Consider the following 25,399-nt stretch of genomic DNA (forward strand, 5'->3'; position numbering starts at 1 on the left):
GCCTCCTTCGGCCTTCGTCGCGATCGAGACCTCGGGGGCACTGGGCAGAAGCTGACCATACGGGGTTCAGTATGGGTACTGATCGACCAGTTGAAGGCGGGCGACCTTGGTGCCGGGCGGGATCAAGGCGCCTGGGGCCACGACCGCGTTGGCGCCGATCCGCACATCGTCGCCGATCAACGCACCGAATTTCGACACGCGCGTGTCGATCACCTCCGACCCGAGCTTGATGCGAATCGTCTTGTCGGCCAGTTCGTTGCGATAGTTCGCGACAATCGCCCCGGCTTCAATGTTGACGCTCGACCCGATGATCGAATCGCCGATGAAATTGAGATGGGCAATCTTTGATCCGGAGAACATGAAGCTGGTTTTCAGTTCGGAGCCAGGCCCAACGACACAATCCTCGGCCAGATAAGTGCCACCCCTGAGATATGATCCGGCAGCGATAAAGCAGCGCGGGCCGATGATGCCGGGCCCCTGGAGAACAACTCCCGCCTCGACCGCAGCAGACCGATGAACGGCGAATTCGCCTTCCACGCGATAACCGCCATTTGTCGTCGAAAGAGCATCCCGGACAAGCGACGCTGCTTCCTGCACGATCAGCCATGCTGGCAGATCATTGTTGCAGAAGGGCGATGTCGCCCACTCGGCGACGTACTCGGATATCAAGCCACCCTCCACGATACTGGGTTCCTTCTCTATCATTGTCACCCATTGATGAACGTGAGCCACCGGCAGATGTCGGGCAAGGCGCTTCACGCTCTTACGGCAATGTGGGGTCGGAAGAAGACCGGCTGCTCACGGCTCGCTTCAACCGGAAGCGGACACGCTTCCGGATGCCGGTGGGGTCAGCGGTTTCTCCAGCCCGACCTTTTCCAACTCGGTCTCCAGAACCGCGTCGAGAGCGACTTTCCGCCAGACTTCGCGATAGCCAAGGTGCTGGTAGAGCCCGAGGGCTCGTGCATTCGCTGCAGCCACCTGTATCCGGACGGTCGCAAAGCCAGCCGCCTGGATACGAGCCTCGAGGAATGTCACGAGTCCGCTGCCTGCCCCCCGCCCCTCGAAAGCCGGATCAACCCACACGTCGCTGATCTCGTCATCCTGCCGCTCGCAAGCGCCGATGCCGGCAGGGTGGCCATCGATTTCGGCCACCAGCACATTCGTACCGAGTGCTTTCAGGAACGGCACAAAGGGATTTGTCTGGCTCAGCTTCGCTGCGACATGTGCCGGCACGAGAGGCGCGATGCCCTTCCGCCATGCCGCCAGACCTACGGCGGCCAGAGCCTCCAGCTCGCTGGATCGAGCATTGCGTATGATCACCGTGCCCTCCCAGGGATTCGTCGACCCGGCAGCATCGCACTCTCCGCTTCAGCTCGATGCAGGGGTCTGACCGTCTGATCGGGGTGGGAAGCGGTTGCCGTCAACCTTGCAGTTCAGCCGGAAGCACGCGCACGGCAACCGAAATCGCAATCCCGGCGGCGGGCGTACCGCCCGACCAGCCTGTCCGGCGTCTCTCTTTGCAGTCTCTGCGGAAAATTTGGTGGGTGATGTAGGGTTCGAACCTACGACCCGCTGATTAAGAGTCAGCTGCTCTACCAACTGAGCTAATCACCCACGGCGCCGAAGCGCTCGGTAGCGGCGATATAGTCGGTGGGGGCGGGCCTGTCCACCCCCTTGTCGCCGTATTCGGGCGGTCGCCGTCCCGCCCAGGCCCGCTGCGGTCAGCGGCGCGTCCAGGGCATCAGCCGGATGAGCGCATAGGGCAGGTTTTCCGGCTCGACGCGCCGGATGCCGCGCTCGACCGAATCGCCGGCGTCGTGACGCACGAGCGGGCTGCGCTCCTCGTCCTCCTCGGCGGCGATGTCGAGGAAGCGGATGCCGGCGAACATGCCGCGGCGATAGACCAGCTTGGCGGGCCGCTCGTCGCGTTCCTCGCCGATGCGGATCTGGAATTCCTTGGGCAGGTGCGCCGCCTCGTCGATGGTCAGCAGCGCGCCGGTCGCCGAGATGTTGCGCAGGATGCAGTCGAAGGTCGAGAAACCGCCGTTGAAGATGATCTTGGCCCGTTTCAGCGTCCGCATGCGCGGCGCGACGCGGCGTTCCGATCCGTCCGGCTCGAGCTCGGGAAGCGCTCCCATGGTGGCCTCCGTGAGGTTTCGCACGCGCGATGATCGCAACGAAACCTTTGCAAAAGCTGAACGGGGCGGGAAAACTTCGATAGGCCGGAAAGCGACGGCCGGTCGGGCCAGCCGTCGCTTCTCGTTGGGCGCCGCTGGGGCGCCGATGCGTCAGGGACGCGCCGGGTCCACGCCGGCGTTGGCTTGATCCCTGCCCGCCTCCGGCGGCGAAGCGCTGGGACGGGCCAGGATCGGCGCTGGGTCAGATCGCGGGCGCGACCGATGCGGTCAGTTGCGCGCCTTGTCGACCAGGGCGTTGGACTTGATCCACGGCATCATGCCGCGGAGCTTCTCGCCGACCTCCTCGATCTGGTGGCTGTCGTTCATCCGGCGGATGCCCTTGAAGCGCGACTGGCCGGCCTTGTTCTCCATCATCCAGTCGGAGGTGAACTTGCCGGTCTGGATGTCCTTCAGCACCCGCTTCATCTCGGCCTTGGTCTCGGCGGTGATGATGCGCGGGCCGGTAACGTACTCGCCCCATTCGGCGGTGTTGGAGATCGAGTAGTTCATGTTGGCGATGCCGCCCTCATAGATCAGGTCGACGATCAGCTTCACCTCGTGCAGGCACTCGAAATAGGCCATCTCCGGCGCGTAGCCGGCCTCGACCAGGGTCTCGAAACCGGCACGGATGAGCTCGACCAGGCCGCCGCAGAGCACCACCTGCTCGCCGAACAGATCGGTCTCGCACTCTTCCTTGAAGGTCGTCTCGATGATGCCCGAACGGCCGCCGCCGACGCCACAGGCGTAGGACAGCGCGAGGTCGAGGGCGTTGCCGGAGGCGTCGTGGTCGATGGCGACGAGGCACGGCACGCCGCCGCCGCGCTGGAACTCGCTGCGCACCGTGTGGCCCGGGCCCTTCGGCGCGATCATCACGACGTCGATGGTCTTCTTCGGCTCGATCAGGTTGAAGTGGACGTTGAGGCCGTGGGCGAAGGCGATGGCGGCGCCGTCGCGGATGTTGGCCTCGATCTCGTTCTTCCAGATCTCGGCCTGGAGCTCGTCCGGGGTCGCCATCATCATCAGGTCGGCCCATTTGGCCGCCTCGGCGACCGACATGACCGTCAGGCCGTCGGCCTCGACCTTCTTGGCGGTGGCCGAGCCCGGACGCAGCGCGACGACGAGGTCGGTGACGCCGGAATCCTTGAGGTTCAGCGCATGGGCGCGGCCCTGGCTGCCATAGCCGATGATCGCGACCTTGCGGGACTTGATGAGGTTGAGATCGGCGTCGCGATCGTAATAGACACGCATGCTGCTATCCTTCCGTTTCGTGAAGTCAGGTGTGTGGGGTGTCATCTCCCGCCCCGTAGAGCGCGAAGAACTGCTTGGTGGCGCGCGCTGCCTCATGCGTGCGCTCCGCCTCGGTCAGCTCGACGCGATCGCCCAGGAGAAGGCGGATCTGCAGGTCGCGGCCGACCAGGCCGAAATAGGTGCGGAAGGCCTCTTCCGCGTCGTCGAAGGCCAGCAGCCCGGCCTCCCTGCCCGCCTCGAGAAGCGGCTTGAGCCGTTCCCCGATGGCGAAGCGGCCGTTGGCCAGCACGATCGCGCCGAGATTGCTCCTGGCCGTCCCGGCATGAATCACCGCCACCCGGTTGAGCGCAATGGACGTTCGGCTGGCGATGACGCTCAGCCAGTTGGCCCAGAACGCACAGAGGCTCTCCTCCAGCGACGAGGCATCGAGCTTCTGGCGGTCCCAGTTGCCGGCCCGCACCTTCGATGCCTGCCACCGGACGGTCGCCGCCAGCAGCCCGTCGCGGTCACCGAACCATTTGTACAGCGTCTCCTTCGAGCAGCTCGCCCGTCGCGCCACCGCCGACATGGTCAGCGCCTCGCGGCCCTCGACCAGAAGCGACAGCACGGCGTCGAGGACCTCGCCCTGGCGGGTGGTGAACCCCTGTTCCTGCTGCTCGGCGATGATCATGCGTGCTGGCCGGTCCGTACCGTACGTTACGGTTCGGCTTCTAGTCGATCCGCGACTCCCCCGCAAGGGGCCTGCGAAGCGCTAGAATGAAAATGCCTAGAGGCGGCAGCCCTGCAGCTGCTGGTCGTAGCTGCGGGCCATGTCGGCGGCGCGCCGCGCGGCCGCCTGCATGCCGGGGTTGTTGCGCCAGACGCCGCGCCGATAGCCGGCGTGGCCGGCATAATAGGAGAGATAGAGATTGTAGGCATCGTTCAGCGCGATGCCGTTCTGATCGTGGCTGCGGCGGTGATACCAGCCGACGAACTCCACCGCGTCGGCGAAACTCGTGCGCCGTGCCAAAGCGCTGCCCGTGGCGTCGCGGTATTCGTCCCAGGTCCCGTCCAACGCCTGCGAATAGCCATAGGCCGTCGAGGGCCGCTTCCACGGGATGAAGCCCAGCAGCTTGCGGCGCGGCGGGCGGGCCTTCTGCTCGAAACCCGATTCGATGCGGATCGTCGCCATCAATACCGGCACCGGCACGCCGTATTTGCGCTCGGCGCTCTGCGCCGCGCTGTGCCAATTGCCGATCCAGCCATCCTTCTGGGCGAAGACGGCGCAGACATTGTTGATCTGGCTGGGCTTGGTCGCACAGCCGGCGAGCGCGAGGAACACGGCGCACAAGGCGATGACAGGCACAGGACGAAAAACGGACCGCATGTCCGCTGGGTACCGTAAAAATCCTAATGATTTCTGTGCCGGTCCTTTAACGCCGCAGCTTCCGGCGGCGGATGACGGCGAGGAGCGGCAGCGAACCCGCATGCGGGCAAGGACGAGTCGCCTACCGTGGGCGAGACCGTCGCGCCGCCGCCAAGGCGTTCTGCCGAGCGGGCCGCCCGGGAAACCGCGGCGATGGTCGCGACAGCCGCGCGCTACTGCCCGAGCGCGGCGCGGAACCGCCGCACCGTCTCGGCCATGCCATATTCCAGTGCGTCCGCAGTGAGGCCGTGGCCGATCGAGACCTCGGCGAGGTCGGGGATGCGGGCGACCAGCGCCGGCAGATTGGCGACGGTGAGGTCGTGCCCGGCATTGACGCCGAGCCCCGCCGCGCGGGCGGCATCGGCGGTGCGGCCGAGCCGCTCGATTTCGGCGACGGCGGCGGCCGGGTCGTCGAAGGTCGCCCCGTAGGGACCCGTATAGAGCTCGATGCGCTCGGCGCCGGTGGCCGCCGCCGCCGCCATCGCATCCGGATCGGCATCGGCGAACAGCGACACCCGGGCGCCCTGCTCCTTCAGCTGCGCGACGATCGGCGCCAGCATGTCGCCGTCGGCGGCGAAATCCCAGCCATGGTCGGAGGTCGGTTGCGACGGATCGTCCGGCACCAGCGTCACCTGCTCGGGGCGGGACGCCGCGACCAGCCGGAGGAACGCCTCGCTCGGGTAGCCCTCGATGTTGAACTCGGCCTGCGGGAACTCCTCGTCGATCAGCTGGCGCAGCGCCGGCAGGTCGGAGAAGCGGATATGCCGCTGGTCCGGCCGCGGATGCACGGTAAGGCCGTGGGCGCCGGCGCGGAGCGCGATACGCCCCAGGTCGACGACGCTCGGCCAGGGCAGGTCGCGGCGGTTGCGCAGCATCGCGACGGCATTCAGATTGACGGAGAGTTCGGCAGGCATGGCAGTCCCCAGCGACGGCGGATGGTGGCGCGCAGTTAACACACATTCGCCGGGCCGTCCCACGGTCCGCAACCGCCGCGCCAGGCTGGCCGCCGGGGAACGCCGGGCAGGACTGAGGCGATCGCCAAGCCGCCTTCGGGAGGTTTTCCGGTTGACAGCGGCGCCGGCTGGCTAGTCACTACAGGCAACCACGCAAGGAGGACGCCATGGGCGGTACACGTTTCATCCCGATCGTCATTGCAGGATTAGTCGGCCTCCTGATCGGCTGGCTGGCAGGGCCGGACATCGACGACGTCAACGAGCGGTTGTCGGAGCGCATCGGCGAGTTGCAGGCGCCGATCGCTCAGCTGCAGACCAACGTCGCCGAGCTCAGCCAGCGCGTGCCGCAGGACGCCGCGGCGGCCGGCAACAATGTCGGGGAGGCGATCAACGCATTGCAGGCCCGTGTCGACCAGCTGGGGGCCGAGGTTGTGACCCGCACCGACGCCCTGTCGCAGAGCCTGCAGCAGCAGGCCAGCCAGGCGGGCGGCGGCGTCGCCGAAGCGGTGAACGCCCTGCAGGCGCGCGTCGACCAGCTGGCAGCCGACCTCGCGGCCCGCACCGACGCGATATCGCAGGCCGTACAGGGCCATGCGTCCGCCCCTGCGGCCGGAGCGGGCGACGCCGCCACTCTCGCTGCGCAGATCGGCAATACCGGAGCGATCCTGCTTCCCGGCCAGTCGGCGCTCTATGGCGGCAGCCCCGTTGTGCTGTCGGCCATCTCGGCCGAAGCCGGCACCGCGACGCTGGCCGTTGCCGGCGGCGAGCCGCAGGACGTGGCGGCCGGCGAGGCGATCGACATCAGCGACGGTTGCTCGGTGACTCTGGCGGGTGTCGCAGCTGGCGCCGCCTATCTGTCGTCGGAAGGCTGCGGCACCGCCGCGACCGATGCACCGGCTGCCGCGGCAGAAGCGCCCGTCGCCGACGTACCTGCTGCGGTCGCCCAGGCGCCAGCGGCGGAACCCGCAGCTGTCGGGGCTCCAGCCGCCGGAACCGCGAACACCGCTACCCTGCCGATCGGCGACACGGCGATCTTTGGCGATACGCGCATCTTCGTCTCTGGACTCACCGAGAACGAAGCGACGCTCTTCCCGGTGGGCGGCGAGCGCCAGCGGGTTGCCGTCGGCAGTTCCCTCGACGCCGGCGACGGCTGCACCGTGACCGTCGACAGCATCGCGGACGGCACGGTCACGCTGAGTTCGGAAGGCTGCGATGCCGGCGCCGCCCCGGCGGCGGAAGAGGCGGCTCCCGCCGAGGCTGCGGCTCCGGCAGCAGCGCCGGCCGAACCGGCTGCAGCCCCGGCCGCGGCACCCCCGGCAGCAGCGCCGGCTCCCGCTGCTCCTGCAGCGCCCGCCGAAGAAGCGGCAACACCGGCTCCTGCCGCAGCGGCCGGCGAGCCGTCCGGCATCACCACCGGCCAGACGGCCAGCTTCGGCGAGCATCGGGTGTTCCTGTCGGGCGTCACCGACACCGAGGCGACGATCTACGTCGTCGGTTCGGGCCGCCAGCTCCTCGCGACTGGCGCCGCTGCCGACGTCGGCGACGGCTGCTCGATCACCCTCGACCGCATCGAGGCGGGCACCGCCTATCTGTCGGCCACCGGCTGCTGACACGGCAAGCCGCCCGTCCGGCCGGAACCGGCTGCTCGAACGGGAATGACCAAAGCGGCGGCGCCTCAGAGCGCCGCCGCTTTGGTCATTTGACGATGGTCAGCGTCTCGGCGGCGCGGGTGATGGCGGTATAGAGCCAGCGCTCGCGGGTGTCCCGGAAGGCCCAACTCTCGTCGAACAGCATGACGTCGTTCCACTGCGAGCCCTGCGCCTTGTGGACGGTCAGCGCGTAGCCGTAGTCGAAATCGTCGAAGCGCTTCTTGGTCGACCACGGCACTTCCGCGTCCGGCTCCTCGAAGGCGGCCTTCAGCAGCCGGATCTTCGCCGCCCCCTGGTCGATGTCGTCGTCGTCCGGCTTGACGATCAGGTTGATGCCCGGCTTCGTCGTCTCGCGCGAGGCGGTCAGCACCTGCCAGAGCGAGCCGTTGAGCAGGCCCTTGGGCGGGTCGTTGCGCAGGCAGACCAGCTTGTCGCCGGCCATCGGCAGCATGCCTTCGAAGCCCTTCAGCTCGCGCAGCCGGGCATTGTAGCGCCGGCGCGTGCGGTTGGTGCCGACCAGCACCTGGTCGGCCGCCAGCACCTTCTCCGTCTCGACGTCGCGCTTGGAGATGATCTTGGCGGTACCCCAGTCGCCATACATCAGCTCCTTGCCCTCACGCACGTGCAGCGCCAGCTCGATGATCGGGTTGTCGCGGGCCTGGCGGTGGATCTCGCTGAGCAGAAAGTCGGGCTCGGCCTCGGTGAAGAAGCCGCCGCCCGAGACCGGCGGCAGCTGACCGGGATCGCCGAGCACCAGGATTGGCGTGCCGAAGGACATGAGATCGCGGCCGAGCGCCTCGTCGACCATCGAGCATTCGTCGACGATGACGAGCTTGGCCTTGGCGACGGGGCTCTGGCGGTTCAGCGAGAAGGTTGGCGAGACTCGCGAGACGCCGCTCGCCTCGTCCGCCACGGTTTCCTCGCCGCGCGGCCGGTAGATCAGCGAGTGCAGCGTCCGGGCGCTGCGGGCGCCCTTGGAGCGCAGCACCTGCGCCGCCTTGCCGGTGAAGGCAGCGAACTGCACGGCGCCGTCGATGCCCTCGGCGAAATGCTTCGCCAGTGTCGTCTTGCCGGTGCCGGCGTAGCCGAACAGGCGGAAGATCGGCGTCTCGCCGGCTTCCAGCCAGCGGGCCACCGCCATCAGCGCGTCGTCCTGCTGGGGGGAAAGCTTCAAGCGGTTCTCCGTCGTGGACCCGGCACCGGACGCGCGAATCCTCCGCCGTGATGTCTATACGGAGCGGACGGCCATTTCACCCCACGCCCGCCGCCGTATCGCCACGACCAGCGGCCGTCAGCGATCCCGGCCCGCGGCTTCCTCCTCGGCGGGCCGGCGGATGCGCGCCGGCGCTCGCGTCGCTCCCGCCATCGCCTCGCAGACCGCCGCCTCCAGCTCGCGCATGCCGAAAGGCTTGGCGAGCTTCTGCAGCGACCGGTCGCCGCCCGGCGGCAGTTCCGCATAGCCGGTGGCGAGGACGATCGGGATTTCCGGCCACTCCGCCCGGATCACCTCGGCGAGCTGGCTGCCGGTCATGCGCGGCATGGCGTGGTCGGTGATGACCAGGTCGATGCGGTGGCCGGCGCGCAGGTGCTCCAGCGCCTCGTCCGCCGAGAAGGCTTCCAGCGCCGTGTGTCCGAGATCCTCCAGCATCGCGGTGGTGTTCATCAGAACGAGGCCGTCGTCGTCGACGGCGAGGATGACCAGCGGCCCGGTCGCCGCAGCCGAGGGCTCCGCCTCCGCGGCCTCGAGGGGTGCCGCCGGCGCATCCGGCGACTGCGGCAGCCACAGCTCGACCGTCGAGCCCGCGCCCTTGCTGCTGCGGATCGCCAGCCGGCCGCCCGACTGGCGCACCAGCCCGTGCACCATGGAGAGACCAAGCCCGGTACCCTTGCCGATGCCCTTGGTGGTGAAGAACGGCTCGGCGGCGCGCGCCAGCGTCGCCTCGTCCATGCCCTCGCCGCTGTCGATCACCGCAAGGCGCACGTAGCGGCCCGGGACGAGCTCGCCGCCACCGTCCGTCACCCGCTCCTCGCTTGCCTCGACCAGGATCTCGCCGGTGCCGTCCATGGCGTCGCGGGCATTGACGAAGAGATTGAGCAGGGCCGTCTCCAGCTGCACGGGATCGACCTGGACAGGAGCGAGCCGATCCGGGAACTGCGTCCTGATCGTCACCTGCGGGCCGAGCGAGCGCTGCAGGAAGGCGTTCATCCCATCCACAAGGTCGCGCAAGTCGACCGGCCGCGGTTCGAGGTCTTGGCGGCGGGCGAAGGCCAGCATGCGCTGCGTCAGCGAGGCGCCCCGTTCCACGCCCTTCAGCGCGTTGTCGATCAGCGCCAGCACCGCCGGGTCGTCGGCGACGCGCTTGCGGGCCAGTTCCAGACTGCCGAGCACCGCCGTCAGCAGATTGTTGAAGTCATGCGCGATGCCGCCGGTCAGCTGGCCGATCGCCTCCATCTTCTGGGACTGCGCCAGCGCCTCGTTCGCCTGGTTCAGGGCGCGCTGCGCCTCGTCCCGCTCGGTGACGTCCCGGGTAATCTTGGCGAAGCCGAGGACAGCGCCCGCGTCGTCGTCGATCCGGTCGATCACCACGTTGGCCCGGAAGCGGGTGCCGTCTTTGCGGACGCGCCAGCCCTCCGTCTCGAAGCGCCCCTCGACCAGCGCGGTCCGAAGCCCCCGCTCCGGCTCACCGCGGGCCCGGTCCTCGGGCGTGTAGAAGCGGGAGAAGTGCTCGCCGACGATCTCGTCCGGCCGGTAGCCCTTGATCCGCTGCGCCCCGAGGTTCCAGTTGGTCACCCGTCCCGACGGGTCGAGCATGAAGATGGCGTAGTCGGTGACGCCGTTGACCAGCAGGCGGAACTGTTCCTCGCTCTGCCGCAGGGCTTCCTCGGCGGTCCGGCGCTCGCTGAGGTCGCGGGTGATCTTGGCGTAGCCGACCAGCTCGCCCGTCGGGAGCCGGATCGGGTCGATCACCACGTGCGCCCAGAAGCGGGTGCCGTCCTTGCGGATCCGCCAGCCTTCGGTCTCGAACCGGCCTTCCGCGGCGGCGGTCCGCAGCGCCCGTTCCGGCAGGCCAGCCTGCCGGTCGGCCTCGGTGAAGAAGCGGGAGAAATGCTGGCCGAGAATCTCGGCCTCGCTGTAGCCCTTGAAGCGCTGCGCGCCGGCGTTCCAGCTGACGATGATGCCGCCGGGGTCGAGCATGTAGATCGCGTAATCGGTCATGGCATCGACCAGCAGGCGATAGCGTCCCTCCTCGCTCGACGACGCCGTGGACCGCTCGGTACCTTCCATCATGTTCCTCACGGGATCGTTATTGCGACAGGAGATAGTCCTGCCCGGCCAGGAACCAAGCCGCCCCCGGCACCCGGCTACAGAAGCAGCGGCACGAGACTCAGCGCCAGCAGCACGCCCATGGCGACATTGAACCATTTCAGCCGCACGGGATCGGCGAGGAACTGCCGCAGCAACACACCGAACGCCGCCCAGATCGAGACGCTCGGCCAGTTGATCAGGCCGAAGACCAGCGTGACGACCAGCACGGTGAGGAACGGCCGGGCCGGATCGGTGTAGATCGCCATCGCGGTAACGGCGAGCACCCAGGCCTTCGGGTTGACCCACTGGAACGCCGCCGCTTCCAGGAAGGTCATCGGCGCCTGGCGGCCGCCGCCGTCCTTGACGCTGCGCGCCGTGGCGATCCGCCAGGCGAGGTAGAGAAGATAGGCGCCGCCGGCGATCTTGAGCGCCAGATGCAGCGGCGGATAGGCGGTCAGCAGCGCCCCCAGCCCGAAGCCGACGGAGAGCAGCAGCAGGCAGAAGCCGAAAGCGATGCCGCACATATGCGGGATCGTCCGGAGGAAGCCGAAATTCACCCCGGAAGCCAGCAGCATGAAATTGTTCGGCCCGGGTGTCACCGAGGACACAAAGGCGAAGGCCGCAAGCGCAAGGAGGACGTCGGTGCTCATGGTCGGATCGATCGGCGCTCGGCGACGCAGCTCAAGGGAAGAGGCGCGCGCCTACATCCCTTCCTTGCCACGCGACAGCGCCGCGACGCCGGTGCGGCAGACCTCGACGAGGCCGAGCGGCGCCATGATCGCCACGAACTTGTCGAGCTTCGACGGCCTGCCGGTGATCTCGAAGACGAAATGCTCGATCGAGGAGTCGATCACCTTGGCGCGGAACACGTCGGCGAGCCGCAGCGCCTCGACCCGCTTCTCCCCCTGCCCGGCGACCTTGACGATGGCGAGCTCGCGCTCGACCGGGCCGCTCTCGCCGTCCTCGCCGGCCGCGCGAGTGAGATCCACCACGCGGTGCACCGGCACGATACGGTCGAGCTGGCTCTTCAGCTGCTCGATCACGTGCGGCGCGCCCTTGGTCACCACGGTGATGCGCGACAGGTGCTTCTCGTGCTCGGTCTCGGAGACCGTCAGGCTCTCGATATTGTAGCCGCGCCCCGAGAACAGGCCGATGACCCGCGCCAGGACGCCCGGCTCGTTGTCGACGATGATCGCGAGGATGCGCGACTCGATAGCCTCCTTCTCCGGCGTGATGAAATAGGCGGAGGCAGGCGGTTGAACGGGGCTGTTCATGGTCGAACTCGGCACTTTCGGGTTGCGCGGCACGGCGCGGTGAAGTGAAAGGCGGCGGCATCCGAAGGCTGGACGCCGCACGCCGTCATGGCATTCCTCTGAGCCGGTGCGGCGCGGGTCAGACCAGCGCCCGGCCCTTGGCGTCGATGGCGCGGCCGACCACCTCGTCCGTCGCCTCGTCGGGCAGCAGGATCTCGTTATGCGCCTTGCCCGACGGGATCATCGGGAAGCAGTTGGCGAGATTGGCCACCCGGCAGTCGAACAGCACCGGCTTGTCGACCGCCAGCATCTCCTCGATCGCGCCGTCGAGGTCGCCCGGCTTCTCGCAGCGTATGCCATGGCCGCCATAGGCTTCCGCCAGCTTGACGAAGTCCGGCAGCGCCTCGGTGTAGGAGTGCGACAGCCGGTTGCCGTGCAGGAGCTGCTGCCACTGCCGCACCATGCCCATGTATTGGTTGTTGAGGATGAAGATCTTGACGTTGGCGCCGTGCTGAACCGCCGTCGACATCTCCTGCATGTTCATCAGCACCGAGGCGTCGCCCGCGATGCAGACCGACAGCGCGTCCGGATGGGCGATCTGCGCCCCGATCGAGGCCGGCAGGCCGTAGCCCATCGTGCCGAGACCGCCGGAGGTCATCCAACGGTTGGGCGCCTCGAAGCCGTAGAACTGCGCCGCCCACATCTGGTGCTGCCCGACCTCGGTCGAGACATAGGTCTCGCGGTCCCTGGTCGCCTCGTAGAGGCGCTGCACCGCGTATTGCGGCATGATGACGTCGTCGTTCGGCCGGTAGGCGAGGCAGTTGCGGTCGCGCCAGCCGTCGATCTGCTGCCACCAGGCGTCGAGCGACGGCGCGTCGACCGCCGCGCCCTGCCCGTTCCAGCAGGCGATCAGGTCGCGCAGGACATGCGCGACGTCGCCGACGACGGGCACCTCGACGCGCACCACCTTGTTGATCGACGACGGGTCGATGTCGACATGGATCTTCCGCGAGTTCGGCGAGAAGGCGTCGAGCCGCCCGGTGATACGGTCGTCGAAGCGCGCGCCGATGCACAGCATGACGTCGCAGCCGTGCATCGCGAGATTGGCCTCGTAGGTGCCGTGCATGCCGAGCATGCCGAGCCAGTTCTTGCCGGATGCCGGATAGGCACCAAGCCCCATCAGCGTCGAGGTGATCGGAAAGCCGGTGAGGTCGACGAACTCGCGCAGCAGCTGCGAGGCCTCGGGCCCGGAATTGATGACGCCGCCGCCGGTATAGATGATCGGCCGGCGCGCGCCGGCCAAAAGCGCGACCGCCGCCTCGATGCGCGCGCGGTCGGGATCGAGCCGCGGCCGGTAGCTTTCGTGCCGCGGCTGCGCCGGGGGCGGCGTGTAGGTGCCGGTGGCGAACTGCACGTCCTTCGGGATGTCGACGACGACCGGGCCCGGCCGGCCGGTGGTTGCGACGTGGAACGCTTCGTGCAGGATGCGCGCCAGGTCGTTGACGTCCTTCACCAGCCAGTTGTGCTTGGTGCAGGGCCGGGTGATGCCGACCGTGTCGCATTCCTGGAAGGCGTCGGAACCGATCAGCGTCGTCGGCACCTGACCGGTGATGCAGACCAGCGGGATCGAATCCATCAGCGCGTCCTGCAGCGCGGTGACGGCATTCGTGGCGCCCGGGCCCGAGGTCACAAGCATGACGCCCGGCTTGCCGGTCGAGCGGGCATAGCCCTCGGCCGCGTGGCCGGCGCCCTGCTCGTGACGGACGAGGATGTGGCGGACGTCCTCCTGCTGGAAGATCTCGTCGTAGATCGGCAGCACCGCGCCGCCCGGATAGCCGAAGAGGTCGGTGACGCCGTTCTCCTTCAGCGCGCGGACCACCATCTCGGCTCCGGTCATCTCGAATGTCTGGCCAGTCGCGTTCATCGTCGTGATCTTCCCGTGTCGTGTTCCGGACCGCAGTTCCCTTCCGGCTCGGTATCGGGCCGGATTTCGGGCAATAAAAAAGGGCCCGTCTGGGGCCCTTGTTCGCGCACACGTGGCTTTCGCCGGGCGGCCTCAGGCCGCCTCGCGTGTGCGCACTCCTACTACGAGAATGGTGGTCGTCGTGATCATGGCCGGAAGCTATGCCGCTGCGGGCCCGGCGTCAATGCCTGTTTTTCCGGCGCGGCTGCCCGCGGCTTCGGCATCCTCATGCCGCCGCCTCGACATTGATCCGCCGGTAGGCGGCTTCAGCCAGCGCGTACACACCAAAGGCAATGAGACCCAGCCCGGTCGCCGACAGCAGCACCCAGCCGAAGGACCATCCCGCCATCGCGCTCAGCGCCGTGTCGATCCCCGGCGTGTCGCCACTGCGATAGGAGGCCGCGCCGGTGGCGAGCAGGCCCGCCAGGATGAAGAAGGTGATGCCCCGGGCGATCAGGCCGAACTGGCAGACCGGCTTGAGCCAGCTCTTTCCGGCGGGAATGCTCATGTACTTCTCGAAACCGGCCTTGGTGCCCTTGAAGACGTGCGCGGCACCGGCGGCGGCCATGCCGGCGGCAATCGCATAGGTCAGCCATACGCCGATTCCGGCCTCGTACGCCGCCGCGACGACGCCATTCCCGCCCCCGCCGCCGCTGCCCAGCCCGGTCAGCAGCGTCGCCGCATAGAAGGCGAGCGCGCCATAGGCGAAGGCGCTGATCGTCAGCCCGGTGCGCACGAACAGCCCCTTGGCACCGGTGCCGTGGCGGTCGATGTCGAAGATCACCTGGAACAGCCGCCAGGCCGAGAACGACGTCAGCGCCAGCAGCAGGGCGACCAGCAGCACGGTGCCGAAGCCCGAGCCGGCCATCTCGTCGACCGCGTCCTTCTCGCCCATCGCCTCGCCGCTCGCGAAGGCCGCGCTGAAGGCGAAGTAGCCAATGATCAGGAAGACGACGCCGCGCGCGATGTAGCCGGCGCGCGCCGCGTGCCGCATGCGGTCGCCGTGATCCCTGATGATGGCCTGTGTCGTGGTGGTCATGGCTGCTCCCGATGCGCTCTTGGCGATACGCGCGGGCACCCCGGCGAGTTCCGCCGGGGATGGCGGAAATGTGGCAGGCTCAGCCGCAGACGCGGTTGCGGCCGGCCTGCTTGGCCGCATAGAGATTGACGTCGGCGCGCTTGTAGAAGCCGGCGCAGTCGTCCGACGGAGTCGAGACCGCAAGGCCGATCGAGACCGTCACCCGGATCCTCACCGTGCCGAGACCGAACGGCAGCGCCTGGATGGCGGCGCGGATGCGCTCGGCCAGATGCGCCAGTTCCGCGGCCTCGAGATTGGGCGCGACGATGGCGAACTCCTCGCCGCCGAGCCGCGCCACCACGTCGTGATAGCGGGTGAATTCGAACAGGCAGGCGGCGATCGCCTTCAGCACCTCGTCGCCGACGTCGTGGCCGTAGGTGTCGTTGATCGCCTTGAAGTGGTCGAGGTCGAGGATCATCAGCCCGATCGGCCGGTTGATCCGGGCAAATTCCACCAGGAAATGCTCGAGCGCGGCGTCGAAGAAGCGGCGGTTGTTCATCCCGGTCAGGGGGTCGGTCAGCGCCGCCGTCTCGAGATCCTGCGAGCGCTGGGTGAGGACGCCGGTGAGCGACTGCAGCTTGTCCTGCTCGCGAAACTGGCGGCGCATCGTCGGCAGCAGCCAGAACAGGCCGATCGCCAGCGCCACCAGCATCGCGGCCATCGTGCCGCCGAAGAGGATGGTGCCGGTGCGCTGCGCGTCGTCGAGGCCGGCCGCGCCGAGCGCCGAATGGGCGACGGAGTAGAACGCGGCGATGCCCGCGGACGCCGTGACGATCGCTCCCAGGAAGAGAAGGACCGTCAGTTCGGCTTTGCTCGTGGTCATGGTTGGTTCCGGAAGCACGTTCCGGAAAAGCTAGCGCGACGGCATGAAGTTCTGCTTAAGCCGGTCGGTCAAATACCCTCTATGCGGGTGGGATCGGGGGCGTCCAGCCGCTGCCAGTCCGGCCCGAACTGGTGCCGGAACCAGGTTTCCTGGCGCTTGGCGTATTGCCGCGTGCGGGTGATCGCCCGTTCGCGCGCGGCGGCGAGATCCAGCGTGCCGTCGATGACGGCACCAAGCTCGTCGACCCCGATCGCCCGCGCCGCCGATCCGTCCAGGGCACCCGGCATGCGCCTGAACGCTTCAACTTCGGCGAGTGCGCCATCCGCCAGCATCGCGTCGAAGCGCCGGGCGATCCGCTCGCGCAGTTCGCTCCGATCCGGGGCGAGCACGACCCGGACGGTCCGCGCCCCTTCCAGCGGGCCCTCGCCGCGTCCGGCCTGCAGCGCCGACAGGGTCCGGCCGCTCGCCTCGCCGACCTCCAGCGCCCGCACGATGCGCTGGCCGTCGGCCAGCGCGATGCGGGACGCGGCGACCGGATCGCGCTCGGCCAAGAGCCGGTGCAGCGCCGGCGCGCCTTCCGCGGCTAGCTGGCCGCGCCAGTGCTCGCGGATCGCCGCCGGCACCGGGGGCATTTCATCGAGCAGTCCGAGCAGCGCCTTGAAGTAGAGGCCGGTGCCGCCGCAGAAGATCGGCAGCCGGCCCGCCGCCTTGGCGGCGGCGAGGCTCGCCGCGGCGTCGCGCAGATAGGTGCCCGCCGAGTATGGATCGCCCGGCCGGACGTGGCCGTAGAGCGCGTGCGGCAGCGTCGCCATGTCCGCCGCGGACGGCCGCGCCGTCAGGATCGACAGCCCGTCATAGACCTGCATCGAATCGGCGTTGACGATCACCCCGTCCAGCCGGCCGGCAAGCTCCATCGCCAGGCGCGACTTGCCGCTCGCCGTCGGCCCGGCTATCAAAACCGCCTCCACCGCCGCCATGTCCGGACCGTTTCTCCATGTTCGTTGCCACGCTCATCGCCGCCCCCTCAGGGCCGGGACTTCCCGCGGGTGCCGTCGCCGACGTGGCAGGCCGCCTCGGCGTGCCGGCGCGCGATGCGACATGGCTCGACGACGGGTTCGCGGCAGACATCGGTTTCGAGAACCCGGTGACCGCCGACCTCCGCGCCGAAATCGCCGGACTGGCGTCCGCCGCGGGGTTCGATCTGGTGGTGCAGGAGCGGGCAGGACGGCGCAAGCGCTTTCTCATCGCCGACATGGACTCCACCATGATCGACCAGGAGTGCATCGACGAACTGGCCGCCGAGGTCGGCATCAAGGACCGCGTCGCCGCCATCACCGCCCGCGCGATGAACGGCGAGATCGCCTTCGAGCCGGCGCTGCGCGAGCGCGTCGCCCTTCTGGCGGGCCTGCCGGAGGCCACGATCGGCAAGGTGATCGCCGAGCGCATCACTTTGGCGTCCGGCGGCGGCACGCTGGTCGCGACGATGCGTGCCCACGGCGCCCACACCGCCCTCGTCTCGGGCGGCTTCACGGTGTTCACCGGCCCGATCGCCGAACGTCTCGGCTTTCACGAGGACCGCGCCAACCGGCTGCTCGCCACGGGCGGGAAACTGACCGGCGCGGTCGCCGAGCCGATCCTCGGCGCCGCGGCGAAGGTCGAAGCGCTGCGCCAGATCGGCGGACGGCTGGGCATCGCGCCGGCAGATGTCCTGGCCGTGGGCGACGGCGCCAACGACCTGCCGATGCTGGAACTCGCCGGCTCGGGCGTCGCGCTGCACGCCAAGCCGTCGGTCGCGGGGCGCGCCCGCCACCGCATCGACCACGGCGACCTCACCGCGCTGCTCTTCCTGCAGGGCTACCGGCGCGACGAATTCCGCAGTTGACTGCGCCGGAAAATCCGGCGCTCAGTCGATCGGCACGACCACGAAGCGCAAATCGCCGCTCGCCGTCGCCAGCAGCAGCAAGGCGTTGCGCCGTCCGTCCGCCTTCAGCTTGGCGATCTTGTCCGCCACCTGCTGCGGCTCGGAGACCTCCTCCTGCGCAACCTCGCGGATCACCACGCCCGGCTCTATGCCCTTTTCCGCGGCGCTCGAATTCGGCTCCACCTGGGCGATCACCACGCCCTCGGCGTCGTCGGAGAGCCCGTACTGGGCCCGCAGCGGCGCGTCGATGTCGGCCAGCGTCATCCCGAGCGTCACCACGCTCGCCGACGGCGCGGAATCGTCGTCCGCCGCATCGGGATCGGCGTTGGCGGAGGGATCGGCCGCCGCCTCGCCCTCGGCCATCAGCTTCTCGCCGTCCTCGAGCCGCCCGAGCGTCACCTCGACGGAAAGCGGCTTCGCCGGGGCGGCGGTGTCTTCCTTGCGCAGGACCTCGACCGTGACGGTCTCGCCCACCGGCGTCTCGGCGACGATGCGCGGCAGGTCGCGCGAGCTCTCGATCTCCTGCCCGTCGAAGCGGACGATGACGTCGCCCACCTTCAGCAGGCCGTTGTCGGACGGGCCGCCCGGCACGATGCCCATGACCACCGCACCCTTGGCCTCGGCGATGCCGAGCCCTTCGGCAATATCGTCGGTGACCGCCTGCAGGCGGATGCCGAGCCAGCCGCGCCGGGTCTCGCCGAACTCGCGGAGCTGGTCGACGACATTGACCGCCAGCTGGGCGGGGATCGAGAAGCCGATGCCGATCGATCCGCCGGTCGGCGAGATGATCGCGGTGTTGATGCCGACCACCCGGCCGTTCATGTCGAACAGCGGCCCACCGGAATTGCCGCGATTGATCGCGGCGTCGGTCTGGATGAAATTGTCGTAGGGGCCGGCATTGATGTTGCGCCCGCGCGCCGAGACGATGCCGACCGAGACCGAGCCGCCGAGGCCGAACGGGTTGCCGATCGCCATCACCCAGTCGCCGATGCGCAGCGCCTCGGAATCCCCGAACTCCACCGACGGCAGCGGCTTCGGCGACTCGACCTTGAGCACCGCCAGATCGGTCTTCGGGTCGCGGCCGAGCAGCTTGGCGTCGAGCCGCGTGCCGTCGGCGAAATTGACGGTGATCGTGTCGGCGTCGGCGATGACGTGATTGTTGGTGATGACGATGCCGGACGGGTCGACAACGAAGCCCGAGCCGAGCGACTGGACGCGCCGGTCGCCGACGCCGTCGTCGCCGCGCAGCAGGTCGTCGAAGAAGTCCTGCAGCGGCGATCCCTCGGGGGCCTCGAGCTCCGGGATGCCGCCGCCGGGCCGGTCGACGGTCTGCGACGTCGAGATGTTGACCACCGCGTCGAGCAGCGATTCCGCCAGATCGGCGACCGAGGCCGGACCGCGGATCGCGGGCTGCGCGGCCGCGGTGGGTGCCGCCGGAGCGACGGTCGGCGCGGCCGGGGCGTCCTCCTGCACGGGCGGTGCGGGCAGAGCCGGCACCGACGGCTCCGGCGCCGGCAGCGGTTCGACCGCCTGGGCGGCGACGGGCAGCGGCTGCATCAGCACGGTCGCGGCCAGCCACGCGGTCGCAAGGGACATGATCGGCAGGCGGCGCAGACTGGCGTTCATCGCGGGTCCTTTCGGATCGGGAAGGCGGCGGCCGACATGTCGTACGCCTGCTGGCAGGTCATCTGGATGACGTCGAACGAATCCGCCCGCGCCTACCAGCCCGCCGGGCCCGCTCATCCCTCCGCCATGGCGTAGGGCGCAAGCCCGGATCGGGAGCGGAGCGGAAAAAAGCGACCGAATCAAGTTGTTTGGGAGCCGTTGACGCGGGCGTGACTGTAGCGGTGCCTCCCTGCCCGATGCCGGACGCCGGTCCGATCAATGCCGGACGAGCCAGACGACGAGAACACCGGCGACGGCGGCGGCGAGGCCGGCCGCCCGCATCGTCGCGTCGGGCATCGCCTGCATACGCAGGGCCATGTCGCGGACCGGGCCGGGAAACAGGCAATAGGCGACGCCCTCGATCACCAGGAGGAGACCGAGGGCGACCGCGAAGTCACTCACTGCGCGGTGGCAGCGGGCGCCGTTCCGGGCTCGATCTCGGAAACGTCGGCCCCTTGCGCACTGCCGGCAGCCTCGGCCGCCGCGGGTGCGTCGGCAGCTTCCGGTGCCTCCGCACCGTCGGTCGCCGGCGTGCCGGCCGCTGCCGGCGGAACCGGCGCCGTTGCGGCGTCGGCCGCCTGCGGCGCTGCTGACGGCGCGGGCGCCGCGGCTTCCGGTCCGGCCGGCGAAGCCACGGGCCGTCCGGTCGACGCGGCTGCGCCCTCCATCGTGCCACCGTCGTTCTGGAAGTAGCGGAAGAACTCCGAGTCCGGCGACAGCACCAGCGTCGTGCCGGAATCCGCCAGCGAGTCGCGATAGGCCTGCATCGACCGATAGAATTCGAAGAATTCGGGGTTCTCCCCAAAGGCCTCGGCGAAGATGCCGTTGCGCGCGGCGTCGCCCTCACCCTGGAGGATTTCCGCATCGCGCTGCGCGGCTGCCACCGTTTCGACGACCTCGCGATCCGCACCGGCACGGATCTCCCGCGCTGCCACCTGGCCGCGGGCCCGCAGCCGCTCCGCTTCCGCGAGCCGCTCGGCCTGCATCCGCTCGTAGGTCTGCTGCGAGACCTCCTGCGTCAGGTCGGTGCGAAGGATCCTGACGTCGGTCAGTTCGAGCCCCAGCGACGCGGCGTCCGGCCGGATCTGGTCGCGCACCTGGCGCATCATGTCGCCGCGCTCGGCCGACAGCGCCGCCTCGAAGCCGCGCAGGCCGTAGACCCGGCGCAGCGCCGCATCGAGACGGGTGCGCAGCCGCTGCTCGGCCTGCGGGATGGAGCCCGAGACCGACTGCAGGAAGCGGGCCGCGTCCGAGATGTTGTAGACCAGGAACGCATCGACTTCGTAGAACTTGCCGCCCGAGACCTGGACGCGGATGTCGTCGAGATCGAAGCGCAGCAGCCGGTCCGGCAGCTTGCGGACATTGTCGGCGCCAGCGAAGGAGAACGGCATCTTGAAATAGAGCCCGGGCTCCGACACCACTCGCTGAATCTCACCGAAGCGCAGGACCGCGGCCTGCTCCTTCTCGTTGACGATGAAGATCGAGTTCCACACCAGGAGCACGACGACCGCGACCGCGATGAGAATGCCATAGAAACGGTTGGCCATCAGTTTGCTCCCGGCTGCTGGGCGGCGGTGCTGCCCGGGGTCGTCGCAGGGGCCCTATTGGCGCCCTGCGTCTGGGCGGCGCCGGGTGCCTGGCGCTGCAGTTCGTTCAGCGGCAGGAACGGAAGCACGCCCTGCTCGCCGGTCGCGCTACGCTCCATGATCACCTTGCTGGAGCCGCGCATCACGCCCTCCATCGTCTCCAGGAACAGCCGCTTGCGGGTCACCTCCGGTGCCTTCTCGAACTCGGTAAGGATGGAGGAGAAACGCTGGGCCTCACCCTCGGCCTCCTGCACGACGCGGTCCTTGTAGGCGGCGGCGTCTTCGCGGATCTGCACCGCCTCGCCGCGGGCCGAGCCGATCTGCTGGTTGCGGTAGCGGTTCGCCTCCTCGATAAAGCGGTCCTCGTCCTGCTCGGCGCGCTGCACCTCGTCGAACGCGTCGGCCACCTCGGTGGGCGGTGCCGCGTCCTCGATGGAGATGGCGTTGATGCGCAGCCCGGCGCCGTACTCGTTCAGCGTGTCCTGGGTGATCGCACGGACTTCCTCGGCAATCCCGGCGCGATCGTCACGAAAGACGTCCTGGACCGGGCGACGGCCGACGACTTCGCGCATGGCGCTCTCGGAAACCTGCCGCAGCATGGCGGCCGGATCGTCGACGTTGAAGAGGAAGTTCTGCGGATCGTCGATCTCGTAGAGTACGGCAAACTGCACGTCGACGATGTTCTGGTCGCCGGAGAGCATCAGACCGGACGTGTCGCCCTGGTCGCCGCTGCCGATAGTGATCTGACTTTCGACCACTGGGACGGTCTCGACCGTTTCGAGCGGCCAGAACATGAAGTGCAGGCCCGGCTCGGAAAGCTGCTGCTTCGGCTCGCCGAACAGCATCTCGACGCCGACCTCGTCGGCCTGGACCGTGTAGACCGACTTGAACAGCCAGAGCACCGCGAGACCCGCGACGATCAGCAACGCCCAGCCGGCCATGCCCGCCGTGCTGCCGCCACCGCCACCGCCGCCCGGAATGGCGCGGCGCAGCCGGTCCTGGCCCCGCCGCAGGATATCCTCCAAGTCGGGAGAGCCGCCGCTGCCCGGACGGGGCTGCTGCGGCCGCTGGCCCCAAGGCCCGCCTCCGCCAGCGTTACCCTTCCAGCCGCCATTGCCGGTCTGATTGCTCCAGGGCATCGATATCCTTCCAGATTTCGAGAGAGGGACGCGGGGGACGGTCCTCCCCTCCCCGCGCCGGATCCAGTACAGCCCTTATAAGAACTGACAAAACTGCTTTCAACGCGACCGCGACCATTTCGCTCCGCCAACGCCGGCAGATGGTGAACGCGGGACGCTGGCCGAGGCACGGGACGATTCAGGCGGGCGGCGATCCCGCGCCGGCCGCCCGGCGCTCGTAAATCCTGAAGCGGCTCGCCGCGCTGTCCCTTTCGCCGCGCTCGGCGGGTGCTTCGAACACCTTTTCCCAAAGGGCCGGGTCGATCGGCGGAAACACCGCGTCGCCCTCGGGCGCGGCGGCGATCTCGGTGACCAGCAGCCGGTCGAGCCGGTCCATGAAGGCGCGGTAGATTTCGCCGCCGCCGGCGATCACGATCTCGTCGGCGCCGCGTGTTTTCGCCCGTTCGGTGGCCAGCGCCAGCGCCGCTTCCGGCGAATCGGCGACGATCGCGCCGTCGAACGGCACGCTGGCGGACCGCGTCAGGACGATCGTGTCGCGACCGTCGAGGACGCGGCCGATCGATTCCAGCGTCTTGCGGCCCATGATCATCGGCTTGCCCATGGTGAGGCTGCGGTAGCGCTTGAGGTCGCTGGGCACCGACCACGGCATCGCGCCGTCGCGACCGATGACGCCGTTCTCGGCCATCGCGACGACGGCGACGAGGGCCGGCCTGCCGCGACTGTCCGCATCGTGGCTCACACCGCCACCTTCGCCTTGATGTGGGCGTGCGCCTCGTAGCCCTCCAGCGCGATGTCGTCGAAGGTGAAGGCGAAGAGGTCGGTGACGGCCGGGTCGAGCTTCAGCGTCGGCAGCGCTAGCGGCTCGCGCGTCAGCTGCAGCCGCGCCTGCTCGAAATGGTCGGCATAGAGATGCGCGTCGCCCAGCGTGTGGACGAAGTCGCCGGGCTCGAGCCCGGTCGCCTGCGCCACCATCGCGGTCAGCAGCGCATAGGAGGCGATATTGAAGGGCACGCCGAGGAAGATGTCGGCCGAGCGCTGGTAGAGCTGGCAGGACAGGCGGCCGTCGGCGACGTAGAACTGGAACAGGCAGTGGCACGGCGGCAGCGCCATCTCGTCCACGAGGGCCGGGTTCCACGCCGAGACGATCAGCCGCCGCGAGTGCGGATTGGTGCGGATATCGTTCACCACCTTGGCGATCTGGTCGATGTGCCCGCCCTGGTAGTCCGGCCAGGAGCGCCACTGCGCCCCGTAGACCGGGCCGAGCTCGCCGTCGGCATCGGCCCATTCGTCCCAGATCCGCACGCCGTTGGCGTTGAGATAGGCGATGTTGGTGTCGCCCTTCAGGAACCACAGCAGTTCGTGGACGATCGACTTCCAGTGCAGCCGCTTGGTGGTGAGCATCGGGAAGCCGGCGGCGAGGTCGAAGCGCATCTGGTGGCCGAACACCGAGCGGGTGCCGGTGCCGGTCCGGTCGGGCCGGTCGGTCCCGGTCTCCATGACGCGGCCGAGGAGTTCCAGGTACTGGCGCATGCGGATGGTTCCTTCCGGCGACGGGCCGGTCGTTCAGGGCAAAACCCACCGGAGATTGCGCGACGATCCGGGTGCGTCGCCGCCTTCGGCAGGCAGATCGTCCCGCGGTCAATGGCAGCGTGCGTCACGCCCGACGCCATTGATGCCCGGACGCCACGGGTCGAAGGTATCAAGAGAACATTGACCGATTCCCCGAAGCTTCGGAAGTCCTGCCCTTTTCACGGCCGGTCGAGCACCTTATATTCCCGATTGCCGGCTTCGGTCGGCTATGGCGATAAACGGCCGATGTAATAAGCCTTTCGGACCCGGGGGCGGTACCCGGCGCCTCCACCTGGCTTCATCGTAGTGTGACGATGGGGCCAGGCGGGGGCGAAATAGGATCGACGAGGGTGTAAAAATCGGACTTTCGCTCGGAATGGTACCGCCGTTATCGGGCCGTTTTATAGTTGCAAACGACAACTATGCGGAAGCACGTCTCGCTGCGTAAGCAGCGCGAACGCTTCAATTCAAGTCCTGGGGGTTCGCACTTCTAGGCGGGGCTCGGAGGCGCCTGGCAACAGAAGCCTCCACTTTTTTATGATGCGTACGGTTCGACCGGCGGATCTGCACAGGTAAGTTCAGGACACCGCAATGGGCCAGGATCTCATCCGTTACGATGTTCTAGCGCAGGACGCTCTGCGGGGCGTGATCCGCAAGGTCATCGGCGAAGTCGTCAAGACCGGCCTGCCCGGCGACCATCATTTCTTCATCACCTTCCTGACCTCGGCTCCCGGCGTGCGGATCTCCTCGCGGCTGCGCGAGAAGTACCCCGAGCTGATGACAATCGTGATTCAGCACCAGTACTGGGACCTGCAGGTCAACGACACGGCCTTCGAGGTCGGCCTCTCCTTCTCCGACATTCCCGAGCGCCTGCTGGTGCCGTTCAGCGCCATTCGCGGCTTCTACGACCCGGCCGTCAATTTCGAGCTGGAGTTCGACGTTCGCGGCATGGATGCGGCCAACGAGCAGCCGGAACTCGTCGGCGAGGAAGCGGGCGAGCCGGCCAAGCCGCAGTCCATCGCCCCGGCCCGCGCCGCCAAGCCGACCAAGCTGCCCGGCAAGGGCAAGGCCGTCGCAGCCACCGCCGAGAGCAAGGCCGACGCTGCCGGCGAGGCCGACGGCAAGGCCGGCAACAAGAAGGAAGCCGAAGTGGTTTCCCTCGACGCCTTCCGCAAGAAGCCCTGAGTCCACCAATGGCCGATATCGTCAACCTCCGGCGCGCCCGCAAGGATCGCCAGAGGCTGGCTGCCGAGCGCCAGGCCGAGGACAACCGCGTGCGCCACGGCATGCCGAAGGCGCTGCGCGAGACGGCCCGCATCGAGGCGGCGCGTCGGGAACGCGCCCTCGACGGCGCGGCGTTCGCCCCCGGCCGCGACGCCGAGGCGGGGTCGCCGCCACGTCAGGCCAGCCCCGCCGGTCCGGCGGCAGAAGACCCGCCGAAACGATGATCACCAAGCGGTCCGTGTCGATTCGCGGTCATGCGACCTCGATCAGCGTCGAGGACCGGTTCTGGGAACGGCTGCGGATCATTGCCGGCGAGCGCGGCCTGTCGCTGGCGGCGCAGATTGCCGAGATCGACGCGGCCCGGGCGCCCGGCACCAACCTCTCCTCCGCCATCCGGCTGTTCATCCTCGACGACGCGCTGTCCCGGATCGGCTGACCC

26 protein-coding genes, 1 tRNA gene and 1 other RNA gene are annotated in these 25,399 nt (G+C 68.6%); 6 read left to right on the forward strand and 22 right to left on the reverse strand.

Annotated features, from left to right (window positions below; all coding sequences use genetic code 11):
* Nucleotides 1-66: 66 nt before the first annotated feature.
* From LXB15_RS12055 to LXB15_RS12090, 8 genes are all read right to left on the reverse strand, one after another.
* Entirely contained in the window at nucleotides 67-759 is a 693-nt protein-coding gene (locus LXB15_RS12055; protein ID WP_233948689.1) for a DapH/DapD/GlmU-related protein, read from the reverse strand.
* A gap of 51 nt (nucleotides 760-810) precedes the next feature.
* Entirely contained in the window at nucleotides 811-1,320 is a 510-nt protein-coding gene (locus tag LXB15_RS12060) for a GNAT family N-acetyltransferase (protein ID WP_233948690.1), read from the reverse strand.
* 218 nt (nucleotides 1,321-1,538) lie between these two features.
* Nucleotides 1,539-1,614: transfer RNA gene (locus tag LXB15_RS12065), tRNA-Lys, on the reverse strand.
* Between the two features lie 107 nt (nucleotides 1,615-1,721).
* The gene (locus LXB15_RS12070) at nucleotides 1,722-2,138 is read right to left on the reverse strand and encodes a PilZ domain-containing protein (RefSeq protein WP_233948691.1); all 417 of its coding nucleotides are present in this window, start codon (nucleotides 2,136-2,138) and stop codon (nucleotides 1,722-1,724) included.
* 267 nt (nucleotides 2,139-2,405) lie between these two features.
* Complete coding sequence (gene ilvC / locus LXB15_RS12075) at nucleotides 2,406-3,425, reverse strand: ketol-acid reductoisomerase (protein ID WP_233948692.1); 1,020 nt, start codon at nucleotides 3,423-3,425, stop codon at nucleotides 2,406-2,408.
* A 25-nt stretch (nucleotides 3,426-3,450) separates the two neighbouring features.
* Nucleotides 3,451-4,095, reverse strand: a complete 645-nt coding sequence (locus tag LXB15_RS12080; protein ID WP_233948693.1) for a TetR/AcrR family transcriptional regulator — start codon at nucleotides 4,093-4,095, stop codon at nucleotides 3,451-3,453.
* A 96-nt stretch (nucleotides 4,096-4,191) separates the two neighbouring features.
* Nucleotides 4,192-4,791 (reverse strand): hypothetical protein, encoded by a 600-nt coding sequence (locus tag LXB15_RS12085; RefSeq protein WP_233948694.1) that lies wholly within the window; start codon nucleotides 4,789-4,791, stop codon nucleotides 4,192-4,194.
* Nucleotides 4,792-5,003: 212 nt separating this feature from the next.
* A complete protein-coding gene (locus tag LXB15_RS12090; protein WP_233948695.1) occupies nucleotides 5,004-5,744 on the reverse strand; it encodes a pyridoxine 5'-phosphate synthase in 741 nt (246 codons plus the stop codon).
* Nucleotides 5,745-5,950: 206 nt separating this feature from the next.
* Between LXB15_RS12090 and LXB15_RS12095 the strand changes: the two genes are divergently transcribed.
* Nucleotides 5,951-7,393 (forward strand): apolipoprotein A1/A4/E family protein, encoded by a 1,443-nt coding sequence (locus LXB15_RS12095; protein WP_233948696.1) that lies wholly within the window; start codon nucleotides 5,951-5,953, stop codon nucleotides 7,391-7,393.
* Nucleotides 7,394-7,478: 85 nt separating this feature from the next.
* On the opposite strand, the gene LXB15_RS12100 is transcribed toward LXB15_RS12095, so the two are convergent.
* The 8 genes from LXB15_RS12100 to miaA all read right to left on the reverse strand — a co-directional run bounded on the left by LXB15_RS12100 (nucleotide 7,479) and on the right by miaA (nucleotide 16,833).
* The gene (locus tag LXB15_RS12100) at nucleotides 7,479-8,606 is read right to left on the reverse strand and encodes an ATP-dependent RecD-like DNA helicase (protein WP_233948697.1); all 1,128 of its coding nucleotides are present in this window, start codon (nucleotides 8,604-8,606) and stop codon (nucleotides 7,479-7,481) included.
* A 117-nt stretch (nucleotides 8,607-8,723) separates the two neighbouring features.
* Nucleotides 8,724-10,718 (reverse strand): PAS domain-containing sensor histidine kinase, encoded by a 1,995-nt coding sequence (locus LXB15_RS12105; RefSeq protein ID WP_233953148.1) that lies wholly within the window; start codon nucleotides 10,716-10,718, stop codon nucleotides 8,724-8,726.
* A gap of 77 nt (nucleotides 10,719-10,795) precedes the next feature.
* Nucleotides 10,796-11,389: a LysE family translocator gene (locus LXB15_RS12110; protein WP_233948698.1), complete on the reverse strand. Its 594-nt coding sequence runs from the start codon at nucleotides 11,387-11,389 to the stop codon at nucleotides 10,796-10,798.
* Nucleotides 11,390-11,440: 51 nt separating this feature from the next.
* A complete protein-coding gene (gene ilvN, locus LXB15_RS12115; RefSeq protein WP_233948699.1) occupies nucleotides 11,441-12,013 on the reverse strand; it encodes an acetolactate synthase small subunit in 573 nt (190 codons plus the stop codon).
* A 118-nt stretch (nucleotides 12,014-12,131) separates the two neighbouring features.
* Entirely contained in the window at nucleotides 12,132-13,916 is a 1,785-nt protein-coding gene (locus LXB15_RS12120) for an acetolactate synthase 3 large subunit (protein ID WP_255696592.1), read from the reverse strand.
* Nucleotides 13,917-14,181: 265 nt separating this feature from the next.
* Nucleotides 14,182-14,994 carry a DUF1206 domain-containing protein gene (locus tag LXB15_RS12125; protein ID WP_233948700.1) on the reverse strand — a complete coding sequence of 271 codons (813 nt, stop codon included), beginning with the start codon at nucleotides 14,992-14,994 and terminating at the stop codon, nucleotides 14,182-14,184.
* Between the two features lie 79 nt (nucleotides 14,995-15,073).
* Complete coding sequence (locus LXB15_RS12130) at nucleotides 15,074-15,856, reverse strand: GGDEF domain-containing protein (RefSeq protein ID WP_233948701.1); 783 nt, start codon at nucleotides 15,854-15,856, stop codon at nucleotides 15,074-15,076.
* Nucleotides 15,857-15,924: 68 nt separating this feature from the next.
* The gene (gene miaA, locus LXB15_RS12135; protein ID WP_233948702.1) at nucleotides 15,925-16,833 is read right to left on the reverse strand and encodes a tRNA (adenosine(37)-N6)-dimethylallyltransferase MiaA; all 909 of its coding nucleotides are present in this window, start codon (nucleotides 16,831-16,833) and stop codon (nucleotides 15,925-15,927) included.
* Nucleotides 16,834-16,850: 17 nt separating this feature from the next.
* Here miaA and serB point away from each other — a divergent pair, with 17 nt between their 5' ends.
* A complete protein-coding gene (serB, locus tag LXB15_RS12140) occupies nucleotides 16,851-17,738 on the forward strand; it encodes a phosphoserine phosphatase SerB (RefSeq protein ID WP_233948703.1) in 888 nt (295 codons plus the stop codon).
* Between the two features lie 21 nt (nucleotides 17,739-17,759).
* Here the strand turns inward: serB and LXB15_RS12145 are convergent, their stop codons facing one another.
* The 6 genes from LXB15_RS12145 to LXB15_RS12170 all read right to left on the reverse strand — a co-directional run bounded on the left by LXB15_RS12145 (nucleotide 17,760) and on the right by LXB15_RS12170 (nucleotide 23,697).
* Nucleotides 17,760-19,403 carry a Do family serine endopeptidase gene (locus LXB15_RS12145; RefSeq protein ID WP_233948704.1) on the reverse strand — a complete coding sequence of 548 codons (1,644 nt, stop codon included), beginning with the start codon at nucleotides 19,401-19,403 and terminating at the stop codon, nucleotides 17,760-17,762.
* A gap of 255 nt (nucleotides 19,404-19,658) precedes the next feature.
* Nucleotides 19,659-19,844: a DUF2065 domain-containing protein gene (locus tag LXB15_RS12150; protein ID WP_233948705.1), complete on the reverse strand. Its 186-nt coding sequence runs from the start codon at nucleotides 19,842-19,844 to the stop codon at nucleotides 19,659-19,661.
* Complete coding sequence (hflC, locus tag LXB15_RS12155; RefSeq protein ID WP_233948706.1) at nucleotides 19,841-20,989, reverse strand: protease modulator HflC; 1,149 nt, start codon at nucleotides 20,987-20,989, stop codon at nucleotides 19,841-19,843. The genes LXB15_RS12150 and hflC overlap by 4 nt, the downstream gene beginning before the upstream one ends.
* On the reverse strand, nucleotides 20,989-22,167 hold the full coding sequence (hflK, locus tag LXB15_RS12160; protein ID WP_233948707.1) for an FtsH protease activity modulator HflK: 1,179 nt from the start codon (nucleotides 22,165-22,167) through the stop codon (nucleotides 20,989-20,991). Before hflK ends, hflC begins: the two co-directional genes overlap by 1 nt.
* A gap of 178 nt (nucleotides 22,168-22,345) precedes the next feature.
* Nucleotides 22,346-22,906, reverse strand: a complete 561-nt coding sequence (locus tag LXB15_RS12165) for a dihydrofolate reductase (protein WP_255696593.1) — start codon at nucleotides 22,904-22,906, stop codon at nucleotides 22,346-22,348.
* Nucleotides 22,903-23,697 (reverse strand): thymidylate synthase, encoded by a 795-nt coding sequence (locus LXB15_RS12170; RefSeq protein WP_233948708.1) that lies wholly within the window; start codon nucleotides 23,695-23,697, stop codon nucleotides 22,903-22,905. Before LXB15_RS12170 ends, LXB15_RS12165 begins: the two co-directional genes overlap by 4 nt.
* A gap of 211 nt (nucleotides 23,698-23,908) precedes the next feature.
* On the opposite strand from LXB15_RS12170, the gene ssrA reads away from it, so the two are divergent.
* The 4 genes from ssrA to LXB15_RS12190 all read left to right on the forward strand — a co-directional run bounded on the left by ssrA (nucleotide 23,909) and on the right by LXB15_RS12190 (nucleotide 25,396).
* Nucleotides 23,909-24,268: a transfer-messenger RNA gene (gene ssrA / locus LXB15_RS12175) on the forward strand.
* Nucleotides 24,269-24,327: 59 nt separating this feature from the next.
* Nucleotides 24,328-24,921, forward strand: a complete 594-nt coding sequence (locus LXB15_RS12180) for an SspB family protein (protein WP_233948709.1) — start codon at nucleotides 24,328-24,330, stop codon at nucleotides 24,919-24,921.
* An 8-nt stretch (nucleotides 24,922-24,929) separates the two neighbouring features.
* On the forward strand, nucleotides 24,930-25,184 hold the full coding sequence (locus LXB15_RS12185) for a DUF4169 family protein (RefSeq protein ID WP_233948710.1): 255 nt from the start codon (nucleotides 24,930-24,932) through the stop codon (nucleotides 25,182-25,184).
* Nucleotides 25,181-25,396, forward strand: a complete 216-nt coding sequence (locus tag LXB15_RS12190) for a ribbon-helix-helix domain-containing protein (RefSeq protein WP_233948711.1) — start codon at nucleotides 25,181-25,183, stop codon at nucleotides 25,394-25,396. Before LXB15_RS12185 ends, LXB15_RS12190 begins: the two co-directional genes overlap by 4 nt.
* Nucleotides 25,397-25,399 lie beyond the last annotated feature (3 nt).

The organism is Aurantimonas sp. HBX-1, from assembly GCF_021391535.1.
Taxonomy (GTDB): Bacteria; Pseudomonadota; Alphaproteobacteria; order Rhizobiales; family Rhizobiaceae; genus Aurantimonas.